14 protein-coding genes are annotated in these 17,579 nt (G+C 72.2%); 5 read left to right on the top strand and 9 right to left on the bottom strand.

Annotated features, from left to right (window positions below):
- Nucleotides 1–102 precede the first annotated feature (102 nt).
- A complete protein-coding gene (locus tag GA0070618_RS01440; RefSeq protein ID WP_088980004.1) occupies nt 103–2,973 on the bottom strand; it encodes a glycoside hydrolase family 9 protein in 2,871 nt (956 codons plus the stop codon).
- 516 nt (nt 2,974–3,489) lie between these two features.
- Here GA0070618_RS01440 and GA0070618_RS01445 point away from each other — a divergent pair.
- The gene (locus GA0070618_RS01445) at nt 3,490–5,058 is read left to right on the top strand and encodes an aldehyde dehydrogenase family protein (RefSeq protein WP_088980005.1); all 1,569 of its coding nucleotides are present in this window, start codon (nt 3,490–3,492) and stop codon (nt 5,056–5,058) included.
- A 61-nt stretch (nt 5,059–5,119) separates the two neighbouring features.
- Complete coding sequence (locus GA0070618_RS01450; protein ID WP_088980006.1) at nt 5,120–5,530, top strand: VOC family protein; 411 nt, start codon at nt 5,120–5,122, stop codon at nt 5,528–5,530.
- Nucleotides 5,531–5,542: 12 nt separating this feature from the next.
- Here GA0070618_RS01450 and GA0070618_RS01455 read toward each other — a convergent pair whose 3' ends face one another.
- Both GA0070618_RS01455 and GA0070618_RS01460 read right to left on the bottom strand, forming a co-directional pair.
- On the bottom strand, nt 5,543–6,625 hold the full coding sequence (locus GA0070618_RS01455; RefSeq protein ID WP_088980007.1) for a GNAT family N-acetyltransferase: 1,083 nt from the start codon (nt 6,623–6,625) through the stop codon (nt 5,543–5,545).
- Nucleotides 6,622–7,329 carry an ACT domain-containing protein gene (locus GA0070618_RS01460; RefSeq protein WP_088980008.1) on the bottom strand — a complete coding sequence of 236 codons (708 nt, stop codon included), beginning with the start codon at nt 7,327–7,329 and terminating at the stop codon, nt 6,622–6,624. The genes GA0070618_RS01455 and GA0070618_RS01460 overlap by 4 nt, the downstream gene beginning before the upstream one ends.
- A gap of 173 nt (nt 7,330–7,502) precedes the next feature.
- Between GA0070618_RS01460 and GA0070618_RS01465 the strand changes: the two genes are divergently transcribed.
- The gene (locus GA0070618_RS01465; protein ID WP_088980009.1) at nt 7,503–8,594 is read left to right on the top strand and encodes a phosphotransferase family protein; all 1,092 of its coding nucleotides are present in this window, start codon (nt 7,503–7,505) and stop codon (nt 8,592–8,594) included.
- A gap of 78 nt (nt 8,595–8,672) precedes the next feature.
- Nucleotides 8,673–9,896: an acyl-CoA dehydrogenase family protein gene (locus tag GA0070618_RS01470; protein ID WP_088980010.1), complete on the top strand. Its 1,224-nt coding sequence runs from the start codon at nt 8,673–8,675 to the stop codon at nt 9,894–9,896.
- A 48-nt stretch (nt 9,897–9,944) separates the two neighbouring features.
- On the opposite strand, the gene GA0070618_RS01475 is transcribed toward GA0070618_RS01470, so the two are convergent.
- The 6 genes from GA0070618_RS01475 to GA0070618_RS01500 all read right to left on the bottom strand — a co-directional run bounded on the left by GA0070618_RS01475 (nt 9,945) and on the right by GA0070618_RS01500 (nt 16,635).
- Nucleotides 9,945–10,991, bottom strand: a complete 1,047-nt coding sequence (locus tag GA0070618_RS01475; protein ID WP_088980011.1) for a LacI family DNA-binding transcriptional regulator — start codon at nt 10,989–10,991, stop codon at nt 9,945–9,947.
- 89 nt (nt 10,992–11,080) lie between these two features.
- A complete protein-coding gene (locus tag GA0070618_RS01480) occupies nt 11,081–12,514 on the bottom strand; it encodes a GH1 family beta-glucosidase (protein WP_088980012.1) in 1,434 nt (477 codons plus the stop codon).
- Nucleotides 12,511–13,413, bottom strand: coding sequence for a carbohydrate ABC transporter permease (locus GA0070618_RS01485; protein ID WP_088980013.1), 903 nt, complete (start codon nt 13,411–13,413; stop codon nt 12,511–12,513). Before GA0070618_RS01485 ends, GA0070618_RS01480 begins: the two co-directional genes overlap by 4 nt.
- A 10-nt stretch (nt 13,414–13,423) precedes the next feature.
- Nucleotides 13,424–14,404, bottom strand: a complete 981-nt coding sequence (locus GA0070618_RS01490) for a carbohydrate ABC transporter permease (RefSeq protein ID WP_088980014.1) — start codon at nt 14,402–14,404, stop codon at nt 13,424–13,426.
- Between the two features lie 115 nt (nt 14,405–14,519).
- Nucleotides 14,520–15,833: an ABC transporter substrate-binding protein gene (locus GA0070618_RS01495; RefSeq protein WP_088980015.1), complete on the bottom strand. Its 1,314-nt coding sequence runs from the start codon at nt 15,831–15,833 to the stop codon at nt 14,520–14,522.
- Nucleotides 15,834–16,089: 256 nt separating this feature from the next.
- Complete coding sequence (locus GA0070618_RS01500) at nt 16,090–16,635, bottom strand: plasmid pRiA4b ORF-3 family protein (RefSeq protein WP_088985204.1); 546 nt, start codon at nt 16,633–16,635, stop codon at nt 16,090–16,092.
- A 149-nt stretch (nt 16,636–16,784) separates the two neighbouring features.
- On the opposite strand from GA0070618_RS01500, the gene GA0070618_RS01505 reads away from it, so the two are divergent.
- Nucleotides 16,785–17,531 carry a pyrimidine reductase family protein gene (locus tag GA0070618_RS01505; RefSeq protein ID WP_088980016.1) on the top strand — a complete coding sequence of 249 codons (747 nt, stop codon included), beginning with the start codon at nt 16,785–16,787 and terminating at the stop codon, nt 17,529–17,531.
- Nucleotides 17,532–17,579: the final 48 nt, after the last annotated feature.

The raw sequence follows: 17,579 nt of genomic DNA on the forward strand, positions 1-17,579 counted from the left end.
CCACCGCCCACCGCCAAAAGCCGAGCGCCGAGCGCCGAAACGGATCTTGGACAGTTACCGTCTGGATACGACGGTAACTGTCCAAGATCAGTGAAGGGCGGGTCAGGAGACGGTGCAGGGTGAGCCGTTGAGGGTGAAGGCGGCCGGCTTCGGGTTGCTGCCGGTGTGGGTGCCGTTGAAGCCGAAGCTGGTCGACGCCCCCGGCGCGAGGGTGCCGTTGTACGCCAGGTTCGTCGCGGTCACCGCCGCCCCGGACTGGGTGGCGTTCGCCGACCACGCCTGGACGAGTTGCTGGCCGGCCGGGAAGCTGAAGCCGAGGCTCCACCCGGTCAGCGTGGTGGTGCCGGTGTTGGTGACGGTCACCGTGGCGGTGAACCCGTTGCTCCAGTCACTGGTGGTGTAGCCGACCCGGCAGGACGCGCCCGGCGTGGCCGGGGCGGTGGTCACCGTGACCGTGGGCGACGGGGCGGACGGGTTGCCGGCGGCGTCCACCGCGACCACGTAGAACGCGTACGCGGTCGCCGGGGTCAGCCCGGTCACCGGGTGGGTGGTGCCGGTGACCGTGGCGACCAGGGTGTCCACCGGCCAGTCCTTGCGGTACACCCGGTAGCCGGTGACGCCGACGTTGTCGGTGGACGGCCCCCAGGTCAGGGTGAGTCCGGTCGGACCGACCGCCGAGGCGGTGGGGGTGCCGGGCGGGGTGGGAGCGCTGGTGTCCGGGCCGTCGCCGGCCGGGGTGGTCACCGCGACCACCGCCGAGGAGCGCGACGAGTTGCCGGCCCGGTCCCGGGCGGACACCCAGAACCGGTAGTTGCGGGCCGGGGCGAGCGAGGTGAGGGTCAGCGTGTTGGTGCTGGCCCGGTGCAGGACCAGGGCGTCGCTGCCGACCGTCTCCTGGGTGATCTCGTAGCCGGCCACGCCGCTGCCGGCGTCGGTGGAGGCGGTCCAGGTCAGGGTGACTCCGGTGGCGGTGAGCCCGGACGCGACCGGGGTGCCGGGCACGGTCGGCGGGGTGGTGTCCGGGGTGGTGCCGGTCGGCTCCTCGCCCCAGACCCGCCGGCCGCCGGAGTAGAGCGGCACCTTCGGGTTCGGGCCGGCGGTGGGCTGCCAGGACGGGTCGTTGGTCGGGTCCCAGGTGCCACCCTCCGGCACCCCGATCTTGAACTGCACCTCCATCCGGTGCTGGGACTGACCGGCCGGGGCGATGGTGTGTCCGGTGCAGTCGACCTCGACGTACCAGAGGTCGCCCTCGACCTGGCGGGCGGTCGACGGGGCCGGGCAGCCCTGGGTGTAGCCGGGGGTGACCTGCACCGGCGTGGTGCCGTCGGTGCGGAAGTAGTACCGGTACCTCGCGTCGGTGAGCGCGCGGGCCGGGAAGGCGGACTTGTTGTAGACCATGACCTTGAGCCCGACCGAACGTGGCTCGTTCTGCATGACCGTGGTCTCCACGGTCAGCTCGTCGATGTCCGGCTGCTCGGCGACCGGGAAGCCGGCCAGCGGGGTGCCGCCGTACTTCGCGGTCAGGGCGGCCAGCGCGGAGCTGAAGCCGGCGTTGTAGTCGGTGGCGACCTCGTTCATGACGTAGTCCGAGCGGCTGTCGGTGTACGCGTCGTTGGCCGCGGACGGACCGCCGACCAGCGCGCCGTGCAGCACGTGCCGGGTCTCGGTGGGCACGGTCTGGCTGTCCCACCAGGAGCCGTGCGCGGTGCGGTGGTGCGGGTTCTTCGGTGAGTTCGCCCCGAAGCCGATCTGGTAGCTGGAGTTGCGGGGGTTGTCGCCGAGCGCGTAGTTGATCTGCCGGACGCCGAAGTCGTGGTAGCGCGCCTTGCGGGTCGCGTCGGTGATCTTGTCACTGTGCAGCAGCGCGACGAACGCGGTGTTCGCGGCGTAGCGCAGCGCGCCCCAGGAGTCGAGCACCGCCATCCCGCCGGGCGAGTAGGGCACCCGCTGGCCGTTGACGCCGACGGTCCAGTAGTCGAGCCACCGGTTGGCGTCGTCGAGGTACTTCTGCTTGCCGGTCAGCGCGGCGAGCAGCACGTACGCGCCGAACTGCTTGTTGTCCCAGGCGATCGTCCACTTGTAGGACTTGGTGGTCGACTGGTTCTCGTTGCCGAGCTTGTCGTACTCGGCCTCCGCCTTGGCCAGGTAGCTCGCCTCACCGGTGGCCCGGTGCAGCCAGATCGCGCCCCAGACCAGCTCGTCCTGGTAGCCGCTCCAGGAGCGGTAGAAGCTGGTCGCGTCGGTGATGCACTCGTGGTAGTTCTTCCGCACCGTGTCGGCGAAGGTGTAGAGCTGCCGGGCGTGGGTGAGCAGGGTGTTCGCGTAGGTTGGGTCGGTGGGTCGGAACACCATCGACGAGGCGGCCATCGCCGCCGCCGTCTCACCGGCCAGGTCCGCGCCGCCACAGCTCGCGTCGATCTTGTACGCCGGTCGCGCCATCGGCATCACCTCGGCCGGGCCCCACCACTTGTGGTCGTCGTCGCCCTTGCCGACCTGTCCGTAGAGGACGTTCGGGGCGGGGTGCGCCTTGATGAAGTAGTCGTTGACGAAGCGCAGGTTGTTGAGCAGGTGCGGCAGTTGGCCGGAGGCGGCGTAGCCGGTCCGGTACTCGACCGCTCCCCAGGCGAGCATGGTGGTGCTGAACGCCATCGGGAAGCCGAACTTCACGTGGTCGCCGGCGTCGTACCAGCCGCCGGTCAGGTCGAGGCCGACGTCCGCGCCGTCGCGCAGCGCGGAGTCGCCCCGCCAGGAGACCCGGTTCCAGTCGGGCAGGTCACCGGACTGCTGGGCCTCGTAGAAGAAGAGGGACTTCTGGAGGGCCTCGGCGTAGTTGAAGGCGGGGGCGGCCGTGGCGGGGGTCGGCGCGACGCCGGTGACGGCGAGGGTGAGTCCGGTGGTCAGCGCGGCGCCGGCCGCGACGAGACGCCGGTACCAGGGCGGTTCGGACCGACCGCGGGCGGTGCGGAGACGCATACCGGTGCTCCTGTCCGGTAGGGCGCCCGGCGACGTCGGCGGGACGGCGGGTGGTGGTGCGACGCCGCCGGGCGGTGGTGGTGGTGGTGAAGGGTCCGGAAGCGCCTTCCATCCGTACGTGGAAGCGCTCCCATGGATACGCGACAATGTAACGGTCGTCTCACCTGTTTGTGAAGAGCGTCGGACCGCCGGGCACCCCCGACACCCCGCCCACGCCGACCACCAGCCCGAATCCGTGCCCCGGCGGGCGAGTGCGGCCAGGCGCTGCCAGGAAAGCCCTTTCCCGTCAAGCCGGTCTGAATCACATCATCGACGCCAAACGATGTAGTGTCTCCCGTAACCGCAGCTCAGCGCGGAAGGCTGCGGGAGAAGGGTCGGATTCCCCGGCCCGCCACGGTGGACGGCCGTCCTGGCATACGAACGTACTGTTGCCGCCGGTGATCCGGGCACGGGACAGTACGGCCAAGCGGTGCCGTCGATGCCGCCGCTCCACTGGAAGACCCTGAGGAGATCGCGATGGCTCTACGACTCGCCGACGGCACCGCCTGGTCCGAGACACTGGCCCGGGCCGTCCAGACCGCCCCCGAGGCGTTCGACCCCGCCGGCCCCGACGGCACCACCACGCTGCGCAACCTGATCGAGGGCGACTGGGCCTCGGCCGGCACGCCCAGCCCGGTGCGCACCCCGGTCGACAACACGGTCCTGGTCAACCTGCCCCGGCTGGACGCCGCCACGGCCCGCGCCGCCGTGGTCTCCGCCGCCGCCGCGCACCGCGACTGGGCCGAGACCCCCCTGGCCGAGCGGAAGGCCCGGGTCAACGAGGCGCTCGACGCGCTCGGCGCCCACCGCGACCTGCTGGCCCTCCTGCTGGTCTGGGAGATCGGCAAGCCCTGGCGGCTGGCCTGCGCCGACGTGGACCGGGCGCTGGACGGCGTCCGCTGGTACGTCGACGAGATCGACCGGATGCTCGCCGACGGGCGCGAGCCGCTCCCCGGCCCCGTCAGCAACATCGCCAGCTGGAACTACCCGATGAGCGTGCTGGTCCACGCCGAACTGGTCCAGCTCCTCGCCGGCAACGCGGTCATCGCCAAGACCCCCTCGCAGGGCGGCGCGGTCTGCCTGACCGTCGCCCACGCGCTGATGCGCCGCGCGGGACTGCCCACCACCCTCGTCTCCGGCGGTGGCGAGGAACTCTCCGAGGTGCTCGTCCGCGCCCCGGAGATCGGCGCGGTGGCCTTCGTCGGCGGGCGCTCCAACGGCGGGAAGGTCGCCGCCGCGCTGCTCGACTCCGACAAGCGCCACTTCATCGAGCAGGAGGGCCTCAACGCCTGGGGCATCTGGAACTTCTCCCAGTGGGACATGCTCGCCAAGCACCTGAAGAAGGGCTTCGAGTACGGCAAGCAGCGCTGCACCGCGTACCCCCGCTTCGTCGTACAGCGCGACCTGGTCGACGAGTTCCTCGACATGTACCTGCCGGTGGTCCGCTCGGTGCGCTTCGGTCACCCGCTCGCCGTCGGCGACGACTGGACCGCCGGTGACCCCCTGCCCGAGCTGGACTTCGGCCCGCTGATCAGCTCGACCAAGGCCGACGAGCTGCGCCGCAAGGTCGACGAGGCGGTCCGGGGCGGCGCGGTCCCGCTCTACCGGGGCAAGCTCGACGGCGCGCCGTTCCTGACCGGACAGGACACCTCGGCGTACGTGGCCCCGTCGGTGCTGCTCGCCCCGCCCGGTCGGTCCCGGCTGATGCACGCCGAGCCCTTCGGCCCGGTCGACACGATCGTGGTCGTGGACACCACCGACGAGCTGCTCGCCGCGATGAACGCCTCCAACGGCGCGCTGGTCGCCAGCCTCGCCTGCGACGACGAGGAAGAGGCGGCGAAGCTGGCAGTGGACCTCCAGGCGTTCAAGGTCGGCATCAACAAGCCGCGTTCCCGGGGCGACCGGGATGAGCCCTTCGGCGGCCGGGGCGCTTCCTGGAAGGGCGCGTTCGTCGGTGGTGACCTGCTGGTGCAGGCGGTCACGGTCGGCGGCGACGGCCGCCTCTACGGCAACTTCCCCGACTACAACAGCTACCCGGCGACCTGACGGTCGGCACGCGGGGTCCGGTCGCCGGGCGGCCGGACCCCACCGGCGGTACGGTCACCCCATGGCCGCCATCGATCAGATCTCTCTCGGGGTGTCCGACTGCGAACGGGCGGGCCGGTTCTGGGCCGCCGCGCTGGGCTACGTACGCCGGCCACCGCGCTACCCGGGCGACGAGTGGATCGTGCTGGAGCCGCCTCCCGGCGCACCCGGCATGCCGATCGCGATGGATCTCAGCGAGAGTCCGGTCGCCGAGTTCCCCCGCATCCACCTGGACCTCATCGCCGGGGACCGTGACCTCGACGACGAGGTGGAGCGGCTCGTCGGGTGCGGCGCCCAACGGGTCGACTGGCCGCACTACCCGGCGGAACTCGAACCGGGCGCCGCACCGTACGTCGTGCTCGCCGACACCGAGGGCAACCGCTTCTGCGTCTCCGGCCAGGTGCCCCGAAGCGGGGAGCCGGAGGGACGCTGACCCGCCGCGCGATCAGGTGCGGGCCGGGCTGGGCCGGGGGTCGAGCGGCAGGGTGACCGTCACCACGGGGCCGTCCCGGTCCAGGCGCATCGGACGGCCGAGCCGGTGCAGGGTCCGCAGCATCGGCGTGTTGCCGGTGTGCACGTGCAGCTCCAGCGCGGCGTACCCGGCCCGGTCGGCCCGGGCGACCAGCCGGCGCAGCAGCGCGCCGCCGAGACCACGGCGCTGCCGGTCGTCGGCGACCAGCAGCGCCGCCTCGGCCTGGTCTCCCTCGCCGAGCAGGTTCGCCATCGCGACCACCGACTCCGCCGAACCGGCAGGGTCGGTCTCGACGGCGACCAGGGTCGTACCCCGGGCCGGGTCGAGCAGCCGCCGCACCCGCTCCGGCGACGGTCGTCCCGCCCCGGAGAGGTAACGGCGGTGCAGGCTCCGCGCCGAGCACCGTTCGTGCAACGCCAGGACGGCGGGGAGGTCGTCCGGACCGGCCGGGCGTACGACCACCTCGGAGCCGTCGGGGAGCACCAGGGTGACCTGCTCGGCGGCGCGCTGGACGACGGTGGCGGCCAGTTCGACCAGCGCCTGCGCCCGGGCGTACTCGGCCGGGGTGAAGTCCGGCGCGACGCGGGCCAGGTCGAAGGACCCGCCGGCTCCGTCGCCGAGACGCATCCGGGTGCCGTCGACGCCGGCCGTCACCGCGCCGCCGGCACCGGCCGGACCGGCCGCGACGACCGGCACCGGCCGCCAGGTCACCGTCTCCGCGCCGAGCAGGGCGCGCAGCGCCTCGCCGGTCGCGTCCGGGTCACGGACCAGCCGGGTGGCCAGCCCGAGCACCCGGGTCGGCTGGTCGACCAGGCCGCGCGCCTCGCTGCGGGCCACCCAGCAGTTGCGGCCCCGCCCCTTCTCGACGGCGGCGAGCAGGTCGGCCTCGCCGAGGGTCTCCGGCGCGTCGACGAGGAAGTCGTCCACCGCGCCGGCCTCGGTGGTGTGCACCTGCACGGCGAGGATGTTCACCCCACGCAGCGCGAGGCTGGCGGTGAGCACCGACAGGTAGCCGGGCCGGTCGTCCACGGTGGCCCGGATCCGCCACAGGGTCACGGCCGCCCCCCGGGTGTCGGGGACGCCGGGGCGCCCACCAGGTCGAGCCGGTCGCCGAGGATCACCGCGCTGGCCCGCACCAACTGGGCCAGCCGGTCCACCTCGGTGCGGTGGAAGGCCGCCGGGGAGAACATCTCCGTCGCACCGCGGGTCACCACCAGCACCAGCCCGGCCCGGCCGAACGGCGCGACCGCGTGGTGGCCGCCGTCGGGCACGGTCAGCGCGCGGGAGCGCAGCGGCGTCACCTCCGGCAGGGCGGGGCCGGTCGGGGTACGCCAGCTCGCGTACCCGACGGTGGCCGTGCCGCCGCCCGAGGAGGCCCAGTCGACGGGAACCACCGCGGCCACCGCCCAGTCCGCCGCGAGCAGGCCGGGCACCGCGTCGACCAGGGTGGCCAACCCGTCGGCCGGGTTCGCCGCCACCTGGGTGAGCAGTTCGGCGTCCTGCCCGGTGGCGGTCGGCGCGCCGATCGCCCGCCACACCCCGTCCACCTGGACGCCGGGGATCGCGGCGAGGCCGGCCATCAGCCGCTCCAGCCGGCCGGCGCCCGGCCAGACCACGGTGAAGTCGTCGACCGCGCGGCCACCGAGCCGTTCCAGCACCACCACCTGGACGATGTCGGCGCCGGAGACCCCCAGGGTGCGGGCCACCTGGCCGAGCGTGCCGGGCCGGTCCGGCAGGGTCACCCGAACTCTCAGCAGCATGTCTGTCCCCCATCGCTCGGCGGCCGGCGCGTGTTCCCGGCAGGCGGGCCGGTACACGTCCGGCAGGCTGGTCCTCAGCGTGTCCGACGGGCGTTTCGCCCCTGTTGCCGCGCGGTGTCCCCGGCGAAAAACACGTCTTGACACGATGAGCCGAGGTGCCATCAACTATTCGGATGACCGATCCGGCCGCGTTCCGGCCGGGGACCGGCTCGGCCCCTCCCGCCGGGACGCCCCCGCGCGGGCTCGACCTCGACCGGCTCGCCGGTTACCTGGCCGCCCACCGACCCGACCTGGCCGACGGCCCGCCGCAGGCCCGGCTGATCGCCGGCGGGAAGTCCAACCTGACCTACCTGCTGACCATCGGCGACCGGGAGGTGGTGCTGCGCCGGCCCCCGCTGGGCCACGTGCTGGCCACCGCGCACGACATGGCCCGGGAGCACCGGGTGATCAGCGCGCTCGCCCCGACCGGGGTGCCGGTGCCGGCCCCGCTGCTGTTCTGCGCCGACCCGGCGGTGATCGGCGCGCCGTTCTACCTCATGGAACGCGTCGACGGCGTGGTCTACCGCAGCCGCCGGCAGACCGACCGGCTCAGCGCCGGGCAACGGCGGGACCTGGCCATGGCGATGATGGACACCCTCGCCACCCTGCACTCGGTGCCGCCGGCCGAGGTGGGGCTCGCCGACTTCGGCCGGCCGGAGGGCTACCTCGCCCGCCAGGTACGCCGCTGGGCCGGTCAGTTGGAGTCCTCCCGCAGCCGACCGTTGCCCGGCGTCGACGAACTGCGTGACCGGCTCGCCACGACCGTCCCGGAGGGGGCGAACGACGGCCGGATCGTGCACGGCGACTACCGGCTGGACAACCTCCTCGCCACCGTCGAGCCGGTCGCCGTCCGCGCGGTGCTCGACTGGGAGATGGCCACCCTCGGTGACCCGCTGGCCGACCTGGGCCTGCTGCTGACCTACTGGGACGTGCTCGGCGACTCGGACCTCGCCGCCGGCAACCCGGTGGCCGACGGGCTCGGGCCCCGTGCCGGTTTCCCCACCGGCGCCGAACTCATCGAGCGGTACGCCGGCCGGGCCGACGTGGACGTGGGCCCGCTGCACTGGCACGTGGCCCTCGGCTGCTTCAAGCTCGCCGTGATCTGCGAGGGGATCCACTACCGGCACACCCTCGGGCAGACCCTCGGCGAGGGTTTCGACCAGATCGGCGAGCTGGTGGCCCCGCTGGTCGCGCACGGGCTGGCCGCCACCGGCGGCCACGGCTGACCGGCACGCCGCAGGGAACCGGCCGGTGCCGCCGGACGGGACACGAGGGCGGCCCGCGTGCCGCTCGGGGAGGGACACATGGACTTCGGTTTCGACGCCCGCACCACCGAGCTGCACGAGGCGCTGCTGCGGTTCCTGGAGGAACGGATCTACCCGGCCGAGGCGGTGCACGCGGAACAGGTCGCGGCGGCGGGTGACCCGTGGGCGCGCCCGCCGGTGCTGGCCGAGCTGAAGGCCGAGGCGCGGGCCCGGGGCCTGTGGAACCTCTTCCTCCCCGATCCGCGTCACGGGGCCGGCCTGACCAACCTCCAGTACGCTCCACTGGCCGAGCTGACCGGCCGCAGCCCGCACCTGGCCCCGGAGGCGCTCAACTGCGCCGCGCCGGACACCGGCAACATGGAGTTGCTCGCCGCGTTCGGCACCGGGGAGCAGCAGGACCGCTGGCTGCGTCCGCTGTTGGACGGCGAGATCCGGTCGGCGTTCTGCATGACCGAACCGGCGGTCGCCTCGTCCGACGCCACCAACATCGCCACCCGGATCGTCCGGGACGGCGACGAGTACGTCGTCGACGGACGCAAGTGGTGGTCGTCCGGCGCGATGGACCCGCGCTGCGAGCTGCTGATCGTGATGGGGAAGACCGACCCGGACGGCGAGCGGTACCGACAGCAGAGCATGATCCTGGTGCCCCGGGACACCCCCGGCGTGACGATCCGCCGGGGCATGACGGTGTTCGGGTACACCGACGCCGCGCACGGCGGGCACGCCGAGATCGACTTCACCGACGTCCGGGTGCCGGCGGCGAACCTGGTCGGGATGGAGGGGGGCGGCTTCGCCATGGCCCAGGCGCGGCTCGGGCCGGGGCGCATCCACCACTGCATGCGGCTGGTGGGGATGGCCGAGCGGGCCCTGGACCTGATGTGCCGGCGGGTTCTCGACCGGGTGGCGTTCGGCCGGCCGTTGGCCGAGCAGGGCGTGGTCCAGGAGTGGATCGCCGAGGCCCGGGTCCGGATCGAGCAGGCCCGGCTCCTGGTGCTCAAGACCGCCTGGCTGATGGACACCGTCGGCAACAAGGGCGCGCACACCGAGATCCAGGCCATCAAGATCGCGGCACCGGCGATGGCGGAGTGGGTGATCGACAAGGCCGTCCAGGCGCACGGCGGGGCCGGGGTCAGCCAGGACACCCCGCTCGCCGCGCTCTGGGCGCAGGCCCGCACCCTCCGTCTCGCGGACGGCCCGGACGAGGTCCACCGCGCCTCCCTCGCCCGCCGCGAACTGCGCCGCCACACCACCCACCCAGCGTGAGAACCCGCCACCGCTGAACAACAGGCACGCAGCGTAGCCAGGGGCACGTCAGGCGGAGGCGCGGGGCACCATGTGGGTGTCGAGGAGGACGTACGGGGCCGGCAGGTCCTCGCCGCGGATACGGGAGACCAGCAGGTGGGCCATCTGCCGCCCCATCTCCTCCACCGGCTGGAAGACCGTGGTCAGCGGCGGGTCCGACTGCCGGGCCAGCGGCGAGTCCTCGTACCCGACGACCGCCACGTCGTCGGGCACCCGTCGGCCGGCCTCCCGCAGCGCCCGCAGCGCGCCGTGCGCCATCAGGTCACTGGCGGCGAAGACGGCGTCGAGGTCCGGGCAGGACTCCAGCAGCCGGCGCATGCAGGCCGTCCCGCTGCCCTCGCTGAAGTCGCCGTACGCGATCATCGCCGGGTCGACCTGGCCGCCGGTCGCCGCGACGGCCTCCCGGTAGCCGGTCAACCGGGCCAGGCCAGCGCCCATGTCCTGCGGACCGGCGATGGTGGCGATGCGCCGCCGGCCCTTGCCGGCGAGGTACTCCACCGCCTGCCGGGCACCGCCGACGTTGTCCACGTCCACGAAGTAGGCGGGCTGGGCCCCGGGGCGCAGCATCCGCGCCGGCCGGCCGCCGAGCACGGTAGGCAGGCCGCGCTCCTCCAGCAGCGTGGGCAGCGGGTCGGCGTCGTGCAGGGAGAGCAGCAGGACGCCGTCGACGTGCTGGTTGGTCAGGTGGTGCTCGACCCGCTCCCGCTCGACCGGCGACTGGGCCATGGCGAGCCAGAGCTGCATCGGGGTCTCCAGCAGTCCCGAGCTGATCCCCCGGACGATGCCGGCGAAGAACGGCTCGGTGAAGACCCGCTCGCCGGACTCGGAGACCACCAGGGCAACCGAGTCGGTACGCTGGGTGACCAGGGCGCGGGCGGCCCGGTTCGGCACGTAGCCCAGCTCGGCGATGGCCTGCTGCACCGCGGCCCGAGCCTCCGGGCTCACCTGCGGCGAGCCATTGACCACGCGGGAGACCGTCCCGCGCCCGACGCCGGCGCGGGCCGCCACCGCGTCGAGGGTCGGGCGCCCGAGCGAGCGGGTGCGCTGGGTTGTCATCGTCTGCTCCTCCGACGTCGGACGTCTCCGGCGGGGCCCTCGGGGAGAGGGCACCGCCGGAGCCGCCCGTTACTGGCTGGCCGTGCGGCCTATTGTGCGGCCAGACCGTTGCGTCGGATCACCTCGGCGTACCACCTGGCGCTGGACTTCGGGACGCGGAGCTGGCTGTCGTAGTCGACATACACCATGCCGAAGCGCTTGGTGAAGCCCCACGCCCACTCGAAATTATCCATCAGCGACCAGGCGAAGTACCCGCGCAGCGGCACCCCGGCGCTGATCGCCTCGTGCGCGGCCCGCAGGTGGGCGTCGAAGTACGCCAACCGGTCCGGGTCGTCGACCCGACCGTCGACGACCGCGTCGACGAAGGCCGACCCGTTCTCGGTGACGTACAGCGGCAGGTCGGTGTACTCCTCGTGCACCCGACGCAGCGTCTCGACCAGACCGGGGGCGTCGATCTCCCAGTCCATGTCGGTGACCGGGACGCCCCGGGTGACGAAGCGCACCGACTCGCTTCCCGGCCAGCAGGACGGAGCGCGCCAGTACTTCTCCGGGGCCGTGCCCTCGACCGGCGCGGCGACCACGTGCCGGCTGTAGTAGTTGACGCCGACCAGGTCCAGCGGGCTGGAAATGATCTCCAGGTCCTCGTCCCGGACGTGCCCGAAGTCGCTGACCAGGCGCAGGTCGGCGACCAGGTCGTCCGGGTACCGCCCGCGCAGGATCGGGTCGAGGAAGAACCGGTTGGCCAACCCGTCGATCCGACGGGCCGCGTCGGCGTCGTCGGGCGAGTCGCTGGCCGGGGTGACCGGGTAGAGGTTCAGCGTCACCCCCACCTCGGCGGCGTGCCGGCCGGCGCGCAGCGCCTGCGTGGCCAGGCCGTGCCCGAGCATCAGGTGGTGCCCGGCGCGGACCGCCTCAACGCCGGCCGAGCGACCCGGGGCGTGCGCCCCGGAGCCGTACCCGAGGAAGGCCGAGCACCAGGGCTCGTTCAGCGTCGTCCAGTACCGCACCCGGTCGCCGAGGGCGTCGTGCACGAGCGCGGCGTAGTCGGCGAACCGGCTGGCGGTGTCCCGCGCCGGCCAGCCTCCGGCGTCCTCCAGCTCCTGGGGCAGGTCCCAGTGGTAGAGGGTCACCCAGGGCTCGATGCCGTGGGCGTGCAGCTCGTCGACGAGCCGACGGTAGAAGTCCAGGCCCTCCTGGTTCGCCGGCCCGGACCCGCCCGGCTGCACCCGGGGCCAGGAGACCGAGAAGCGGTACGACCTGAGCCCCAGCTCCGCCATCAGCCGCACGTCGGCCGGCATCCGGTGGTAGTGGTCGCAGGCCACGTCGCCGGTGTGGCCAGCGACCGTACGCCCCTCGGTGTGGCTGAAGGTGTCCCAGATCGAGGCGGTCCGGCCGCCCTCGGTCGCGGCTCCCTCGATCTGGTAGGCGGCGGTGGCCGCGCCCCAGAGGAAGTCCGGCGGGAAGGTCAGCTCCGGGCGTTGGTCCAGCAGGTCGACACCGGGCGGGGTGGCGGGGTTGCTCACGACTTGACCGCACCTTCCATGATGCCGCCGATGATCTGGCGGCCGAACAGGATGAACATCACGAACAACGGCAGGGTGGCGATCAACGTTCCCGCGAAGATCTGCGAGTTGTCGGCGAAGTACGCCGTGTTCAGGCTGCGCAGCGAGATCTGCACGGTCGGGTTCGCCGGGTCGGCGAGGACCACGAACGGCCAGAAGAACTGGTTCCACTGCTCCATGAAGGTGAGCAGGCCGAGCACCGCGGCGGCCGGACGCAGCGCCGGGGCGACCACGTGCCAGTAGATCCGCCAGGTGGAGCAGCCGTCCACCCGGGCCGCCTCGATCAGCTCGTTCGGCACGGCCTGTTCGGCGTACTGCCGCATCATGAAGATGCCGAAGCCGCCGATCAGGAACGGCACCGTCACCGACGGCATCGTGTTCAGCCACTCCAGCTTCGCCATGAGGATGTACAGCGGCAGGACGCCGAGCTGGATCGGCACCATCATCGAGGCGAGGATGACCAGCAGCAGCGCGTTCTTGCCCTTGAACTTCAGCTTGGCGAAGGCGAACCCGGCGAGCGAGCCGAAGAAGACCGTGGCGACGGTGATCGTCCCGGAGACCAGGAACGAGTTCATCAGACCCTTGAGCACGTTCGCGTCGCCGTTGGCGAGCACCCGCTCGATGTTCTCGCCGAGCTTGCCGCCGGGCAGGAACGGCGGCGGCCAGGAGTTCGCCGCGTCGTTGGTGCGGGACGCGATGACGATCATCCAGTAGAACGGGAAGAGGGAGAGGATCACCCCGAGGACCAGGCCGACCCAGGTGAGCGGGCTGGCCTTCCAGAGCTGGGCGGCCTTGTGCCCGGCCCGCTCGCGACGGGGCGACGGCTGGCGTACGGGGGGACGGAGCGTCGTGGTCGTCATCTGCGCACCCTCACTTGTCCGAGCTGATCCGACGGGCCAGCAGGTAGTTCACGACCGACATGAGAGCGATCAGCAGGAACAGCACGAGCGCGACCGCGCCGGCGTACCCCCAGCGGAAGCGGGTGTTCATCACGTCGAGCAGGTACATGGTGATGGTCTGGAACTGCCCCTCGGAGCCGCCCGAGATGCCGCCGGACCCGCTGGTGAACAGCAGCGGCTCGGTGAAGAGCTGCAACCCGCCGATGGTCGAGATGATCAGCGTGAAGATGATCGTCGGGCGGAGCTGCGGAACGGTGATCGACCAGAACTGCCGACGCCGGGACGCGCCGTCCAGGGACGCCGCCTCGTACATGTCCTTGCTGATCGACTGCATGGCGGCGAGGTAGATCAGGGCGTTGTAGCCGATCCACCGCCAGTCGACCATGGTGGAGATGGCGAACCAGGAGGCGTACCGGTTGGCCCGCCAGTCGATCGGGTCGATGCCCACCAGGTCGAGCGCCCAGTTGACCAGGCCGAACTCGCGCGCGTAGATCATCGAGAAGATGAGCGCGACCACGGCGGTCGAGGTGATGATCGGCATGGCGATGGCCATCCGGAAGAACGTCTGCGCGGGGAGCCGCCGGTTGAGCGCGTTCGCCAGCATCAGGGCGATCAGCAGCTGCGGCACCGTGGAGAGGACGAACATCCCGAAGGTGTTGTAGACCGCGTTCCAGAACTGCGGGTCGTTCGTGAAGAGCTCGACGAAGTTGTCCAGCCCGACGAAGCTGATCGTGGCGTTCAGCGGGGAGCGGTCGGTGAGCGCGATCCAGACCGTGTATCCGATCGGGTACGCGCTGAAGACGGCGAAGATGACGAAGAACGGCAGGACGTAGAGGTAGGGCGAGTACTTCAGGTCCAGCCGGGTCAGTGCGGCGAGGCGTCCCCGCTCGGCGGGGGCGGGGCGGGGCCGGCGTCCGTCGGGGGGCGCTTCGGCGTGCAGGTCGAGGCTCATCAGCGGTCCTTCACGTCAGGCGACACCGCCCGTGCACCGGCGGTGTCGGGCGGCACCGCGGGTGGCGTCGAGGCGTTGCCGCCGTCGACGCCACCCGCGGGCAGCTCGGCCAGGGTCACTTGCCGGCGGCCGCGCCGTTCTTCAGCGCTGCCTGCCACTGCTCACCTGCGGACTTGCCCTGCTCGACCGCGCGCAGGGTGTTCTCCACGGCGGTCCGGACCGCGTTGTTCTTCGGACCGAGGTACACCGGCTTCAGCTCGGAGGCGCCGGCGGCGAAGATCTTGCCGACCGGGGCGTCGCTGAAGTACGGGTTGGTGGAGTCGGCGACCGCCGGGTCGGCCAGACCCTGCGGGGACGACGGCAGGTTGCCGACCTTCTTGAAGGCCTCGACGTGGCCCTTCGCGTCGGTCAGGAACTTGACCAGCTTGGCCGCCTCGGCGGCGTTCTTGCTGGACTTCGGCACGGCGAGGAAGGAGCCGCCCCAGTTGCCGCCGCTGCCCGGAGCCTTGGCGATGTCCCACTTGCCGGCCGCCGCGTCGCCGGCCTGTCCCTTGATCACACCGGTCATCCAGGCCGGGCAGGCGATGGTGGCGAAGGTGCCGTTCTTGAAGCCGGCGTTCCACTCGTTCGAGAAGGACTGGAGGTTGTTCGACAGCTTGGCGTCGATCATCTTGGTGGTGAGGTCGTACGCCGTCCGGACGTCCGGGTTCTCGCCGATGACCAGCTTGTTGCTCTTGTCGTAGTAGGTGTAACCGGTGCCGGCGCCGGCAACCTGCATCAGCACCACGTTGTAGAAGTTGGTCGCCGAGTCGACGAACTTGTGCTTGGCGTCGGCGGCGGCGAACTTCTTGCCGGTCTCGATGAAGGCGTCCCAGGTGGGCCAGAGCTGGGCGACCTGCTCCCGGTCGCTGGGCAGCTTGGCGGCCTCGAAGAGGTCCTTGCGGTAGCACAGCGCCATCGAGCCGACGTCGGTGCCGAGGCCCAGCACCTTGCCGTCGGGGGTGGTGCCCTGCTCCCACTTCCACGGCAGGAAGTTGCCCTTGAGGTCGTTCGCGCCGTGGTCGGCCAGGTTCACGAACTTGTCGGCCTGGGCGTAGAACTGGACGATGGTGCCCTCCTCGAGGGCGACCACGTCACCGGCGCCGGAGCCGGCGGTGATCTGCTGGGTCAGTCGGGTGTTGTAGTCACCCAGGCCGAGCCCCTTGCCCCGCTCCTGGATCTTCACGTTCGGGTTCGCGGCCTCGTACTGCTTGTAGAGCTCGTCGTAGCCGAAGCCCTGGTCGCCGAAGACGTCGACCACGAGGGTGATCTTCTCGCCGGAGCTGCCGGTATCCGAGTCGTCGCTGCCGCAGGCCGCGACGCTGGCGAGCGCCGCGACGGACGCGAGCGCGAGGGCCGCGAACCGCCGACGGCGGAAGGTGAGGCTCATCCTGACCCCTCTTTTCGGTGAGGCTTTCGAGTGTGGTGGGGGCGCCCGGGAGCGCTCCCATGAGATTGCCGGCGGGTAACGGACGTGTCAATAGATCGTGGGAGCGTTCCCATATCGTTACCGGAATCGGTGATCGACTCCAGATGCGGCATCCCGGGCCGTCCGAGGTCCAGGACAGCCCGGGATGCCGCATCCTGCGTCGGTCAACCGGGAAACCCCGCCGGCCGGCGGGGGTGGGGAGTGGGTCAGGCCGGGGTCAGCAGAACCGGCGCAGCAGGGTGCCGGCCCGGCCGGCGTCGAAGGCCGACGCGTCGAACGGCCGGCCCAGCCAGTCGCGCATCGCGTCGTGCTCGGGGTGCTCCGGGTCGGCCAGGGCTTCGAGCAGCAGCAGGTAGCCCGCCGGGCCGCCGACGTCCTCCGGCGGGCAGGCGCGCTCGCCGTCCAGGCAGGCCGGGTACCGACCGTCCGGGTCGGCGGTCAGCACGTCCTCCACCACCAGGTCGTGCTCCCACCAGTCGCCGAAGTCGTAGGTGTAGTGGAACCGGCTCCCCTTGCCCACCGCCGTGTCCAGCCGGGTGTCCAGTTCGTCGCGCAACGCCAGCCCGTCGTCCGGGTCTGGGGTGCCGTACTGCACCCCGTCGATCTCGAAACTGTGCAGGTGGCAGTCCCGCCAACCCATGGCGTGCTGCACCACGCGGTGCAGTCGGTCCAGGGTGTACCCACCGGGCACCAGCACCCGCCGCCAGACCGGTGGCCGGACCCCGGCCAGGGAGATCCGCAACTGGAAGATCTGACGCGGCATGCTGTCCATCCTCCCTCGGCATAGGCTGCCAGCATGATCTGCCGAGCGTGCCGGGCGAAACGGCACGGTGACTGCCCGGGCCGGAACTGGTGCGACTGTCAGCACCGTACCCCCGCGCCGACCCCTCCGGTCACCGGTCCGGCGAGCGAATGAACGTCCGGATTCCGATCCACCGCGCCTGGCCGGGACCGGTCGCCGGGCCGCTGGACGACGAGACCCTGGCCGCCCTCTACGGTCGTGGCGACCGCCCCCGCCTCCGGGTCAACTTCGTGACCAGCATCGACGGCGCGGTCGCCCTCGACGACTACTCCGCCGGCCTGTCCGGAGAGCCGGACAAGCGGGTGTTCGGGCTGCTCCGGATGCTCTGCGACGCGCTCGTGGTGGCCGCCGGCACCCTGCGGCACGAGGGCTACCGGGCGGTACGCCTCGACGAGACCCGGCGGGCCTGGCGGCGGGCGCACGGGCTGGCCGCGTACCCGACGCTGGTGGTGGTCTCCGGCTCGCTCCGCCTCGACCCGGCGCAGGCCGCCCTCGCCGACGCCCCGGTCCGCCCGGTCGTCCTGACCACCGACGACGCCACCGCCCCCGCCGGGCTCACCGAGGTCGCCGACCTGGTCCGCTGCGGGACCGGCCGGGTCGACCTGGCCGCCGGCCTGGCCGAGCTGCGTCGACGTGGTCTCGACCACCTGCTCTGCGAGGGCGGTCCGCAGCTGTTCGGCGCGCTCACCGCCGCCGACCTGGTCGACGAGGTCTGCCTGACGGTCGCGCCGCTGCTCGCCGGCCCGGGCGCGGGCCGGATCACCGCCGGGGCGGCCGGACCGGCGCGCGACCTGCCGCTGCGGCACGTCCTCGCCACCGACGACGGGGTGCTGATGCTGCGCCACGCCCGGGACTGACCGGGTCGCAACTGGCAACCTGTCGTACCGCTGGGGCAGGATGCAGCA

This window comes from Micromonospora echinospora (assembly GCF_900091495.1).
In the GTDB taxonomy this organism is placed as follows: Bacteria; Actinomycetota; Actinomycetes; order Mycobacteriales; family Micromonosporaceae; genus Micromonospora; species Micromonospora echinospora.

What these genes read in the sequence shown, in the direction of transcription:
- GA0070618_RS01440 (WP_088980004.1), bottom strand. Translation starts at nt 2,973, where the DNA reads ATGCGTCTCCGCACCGCCCGCGGTCGGTCCGAACCGCCCTGGTACCGG.
- GA0070618_RS01445 (WP_088980005.1), top strand. Translation starts at nt 3,490, where the DNA reads ATGGCTCTACGACTCGCCGACGGCACCGCCTGGTCCGAGACACTGGCC.
- GA0070618_RS01450 (WP_088980006.1), top strand. Translation starts at nt 5,120, where the DNA reads ATGGCCGCCATCGATCAGATCTCTCTCGGGGTGTCCGACTGCGAACGG.
- GA0070618_RS01460 (WP_088980008.1), bottom strand. Translation starts at nt 7,329, where the DNA reads ATGCTGCTGAGAGTTCGGGTGACCCTGCCGGACCGGCCCGGCACGCTC.
- GA0070618_RS01465 (WP_088980009.1), top strand. Translation starts at nt 7,503, where the DNA reads ATGACCGATCCGGCCGCGTTCCGGCCGGGGACCGGCTCGGCCCCTCCC.
- GA0070618_RS01470 (WP_088980010.1), top strand. Translation starts at nt 8,673, where the DNA reads ATGGACTTCGGTTTCGACGCCCGCACCACCGAGCTGCACGAGGCGCTG.
- GA0070618_RS01475 (WP_088980011.1), bottom strand. Translation starts at nt 10,991, where the DNA reads ATGACAACCCAGCGCACCCGCTCGCTCGGGCGCCCGACCCTCGACGCG.
- GA0070618_RS01485 (WP_088980013.1), bottom strand. Translation starts at nt 13,413, where the DNA reads ATGACGACCACGACGCTCCGTCCCCCCGTACGCCAGCCGTCGCCCCGT.
- GA0070618_RS01490 (WP_088980014.1), bottom strand. Translation starts at nt 14,404, where the DNA reads ATGAGCCTCGACCTGCACGCCGAAGCGCCCCCCGACGGACGCCGGCCC.
- GA0070618_RS01495 (WP_088980015.1), bottom strand. Translation starts at nt 15,833, where the DNA reads ATGAGCCTCACCTTCCGCCGTCGGCGGTTCGCGGCCCTCGCGCTCGCG.
- GA0070618_RS01500 (WP_088985204.1), bottom strand. Translation starts at nt 16,635, where the DNA reads ATGCCGCGTCAGATCTTCCAGTTGCGGATCTCCCTGGCCGGGGTCCGG.
- GA0070618_RS01505 (WP_088980016.1), top strand. Translation starts at nt 16,785, where the DNA reads ATGAACGTCCGGATTCCGATCCACCGCGCCTGGCCGGGACCGGTCGCC.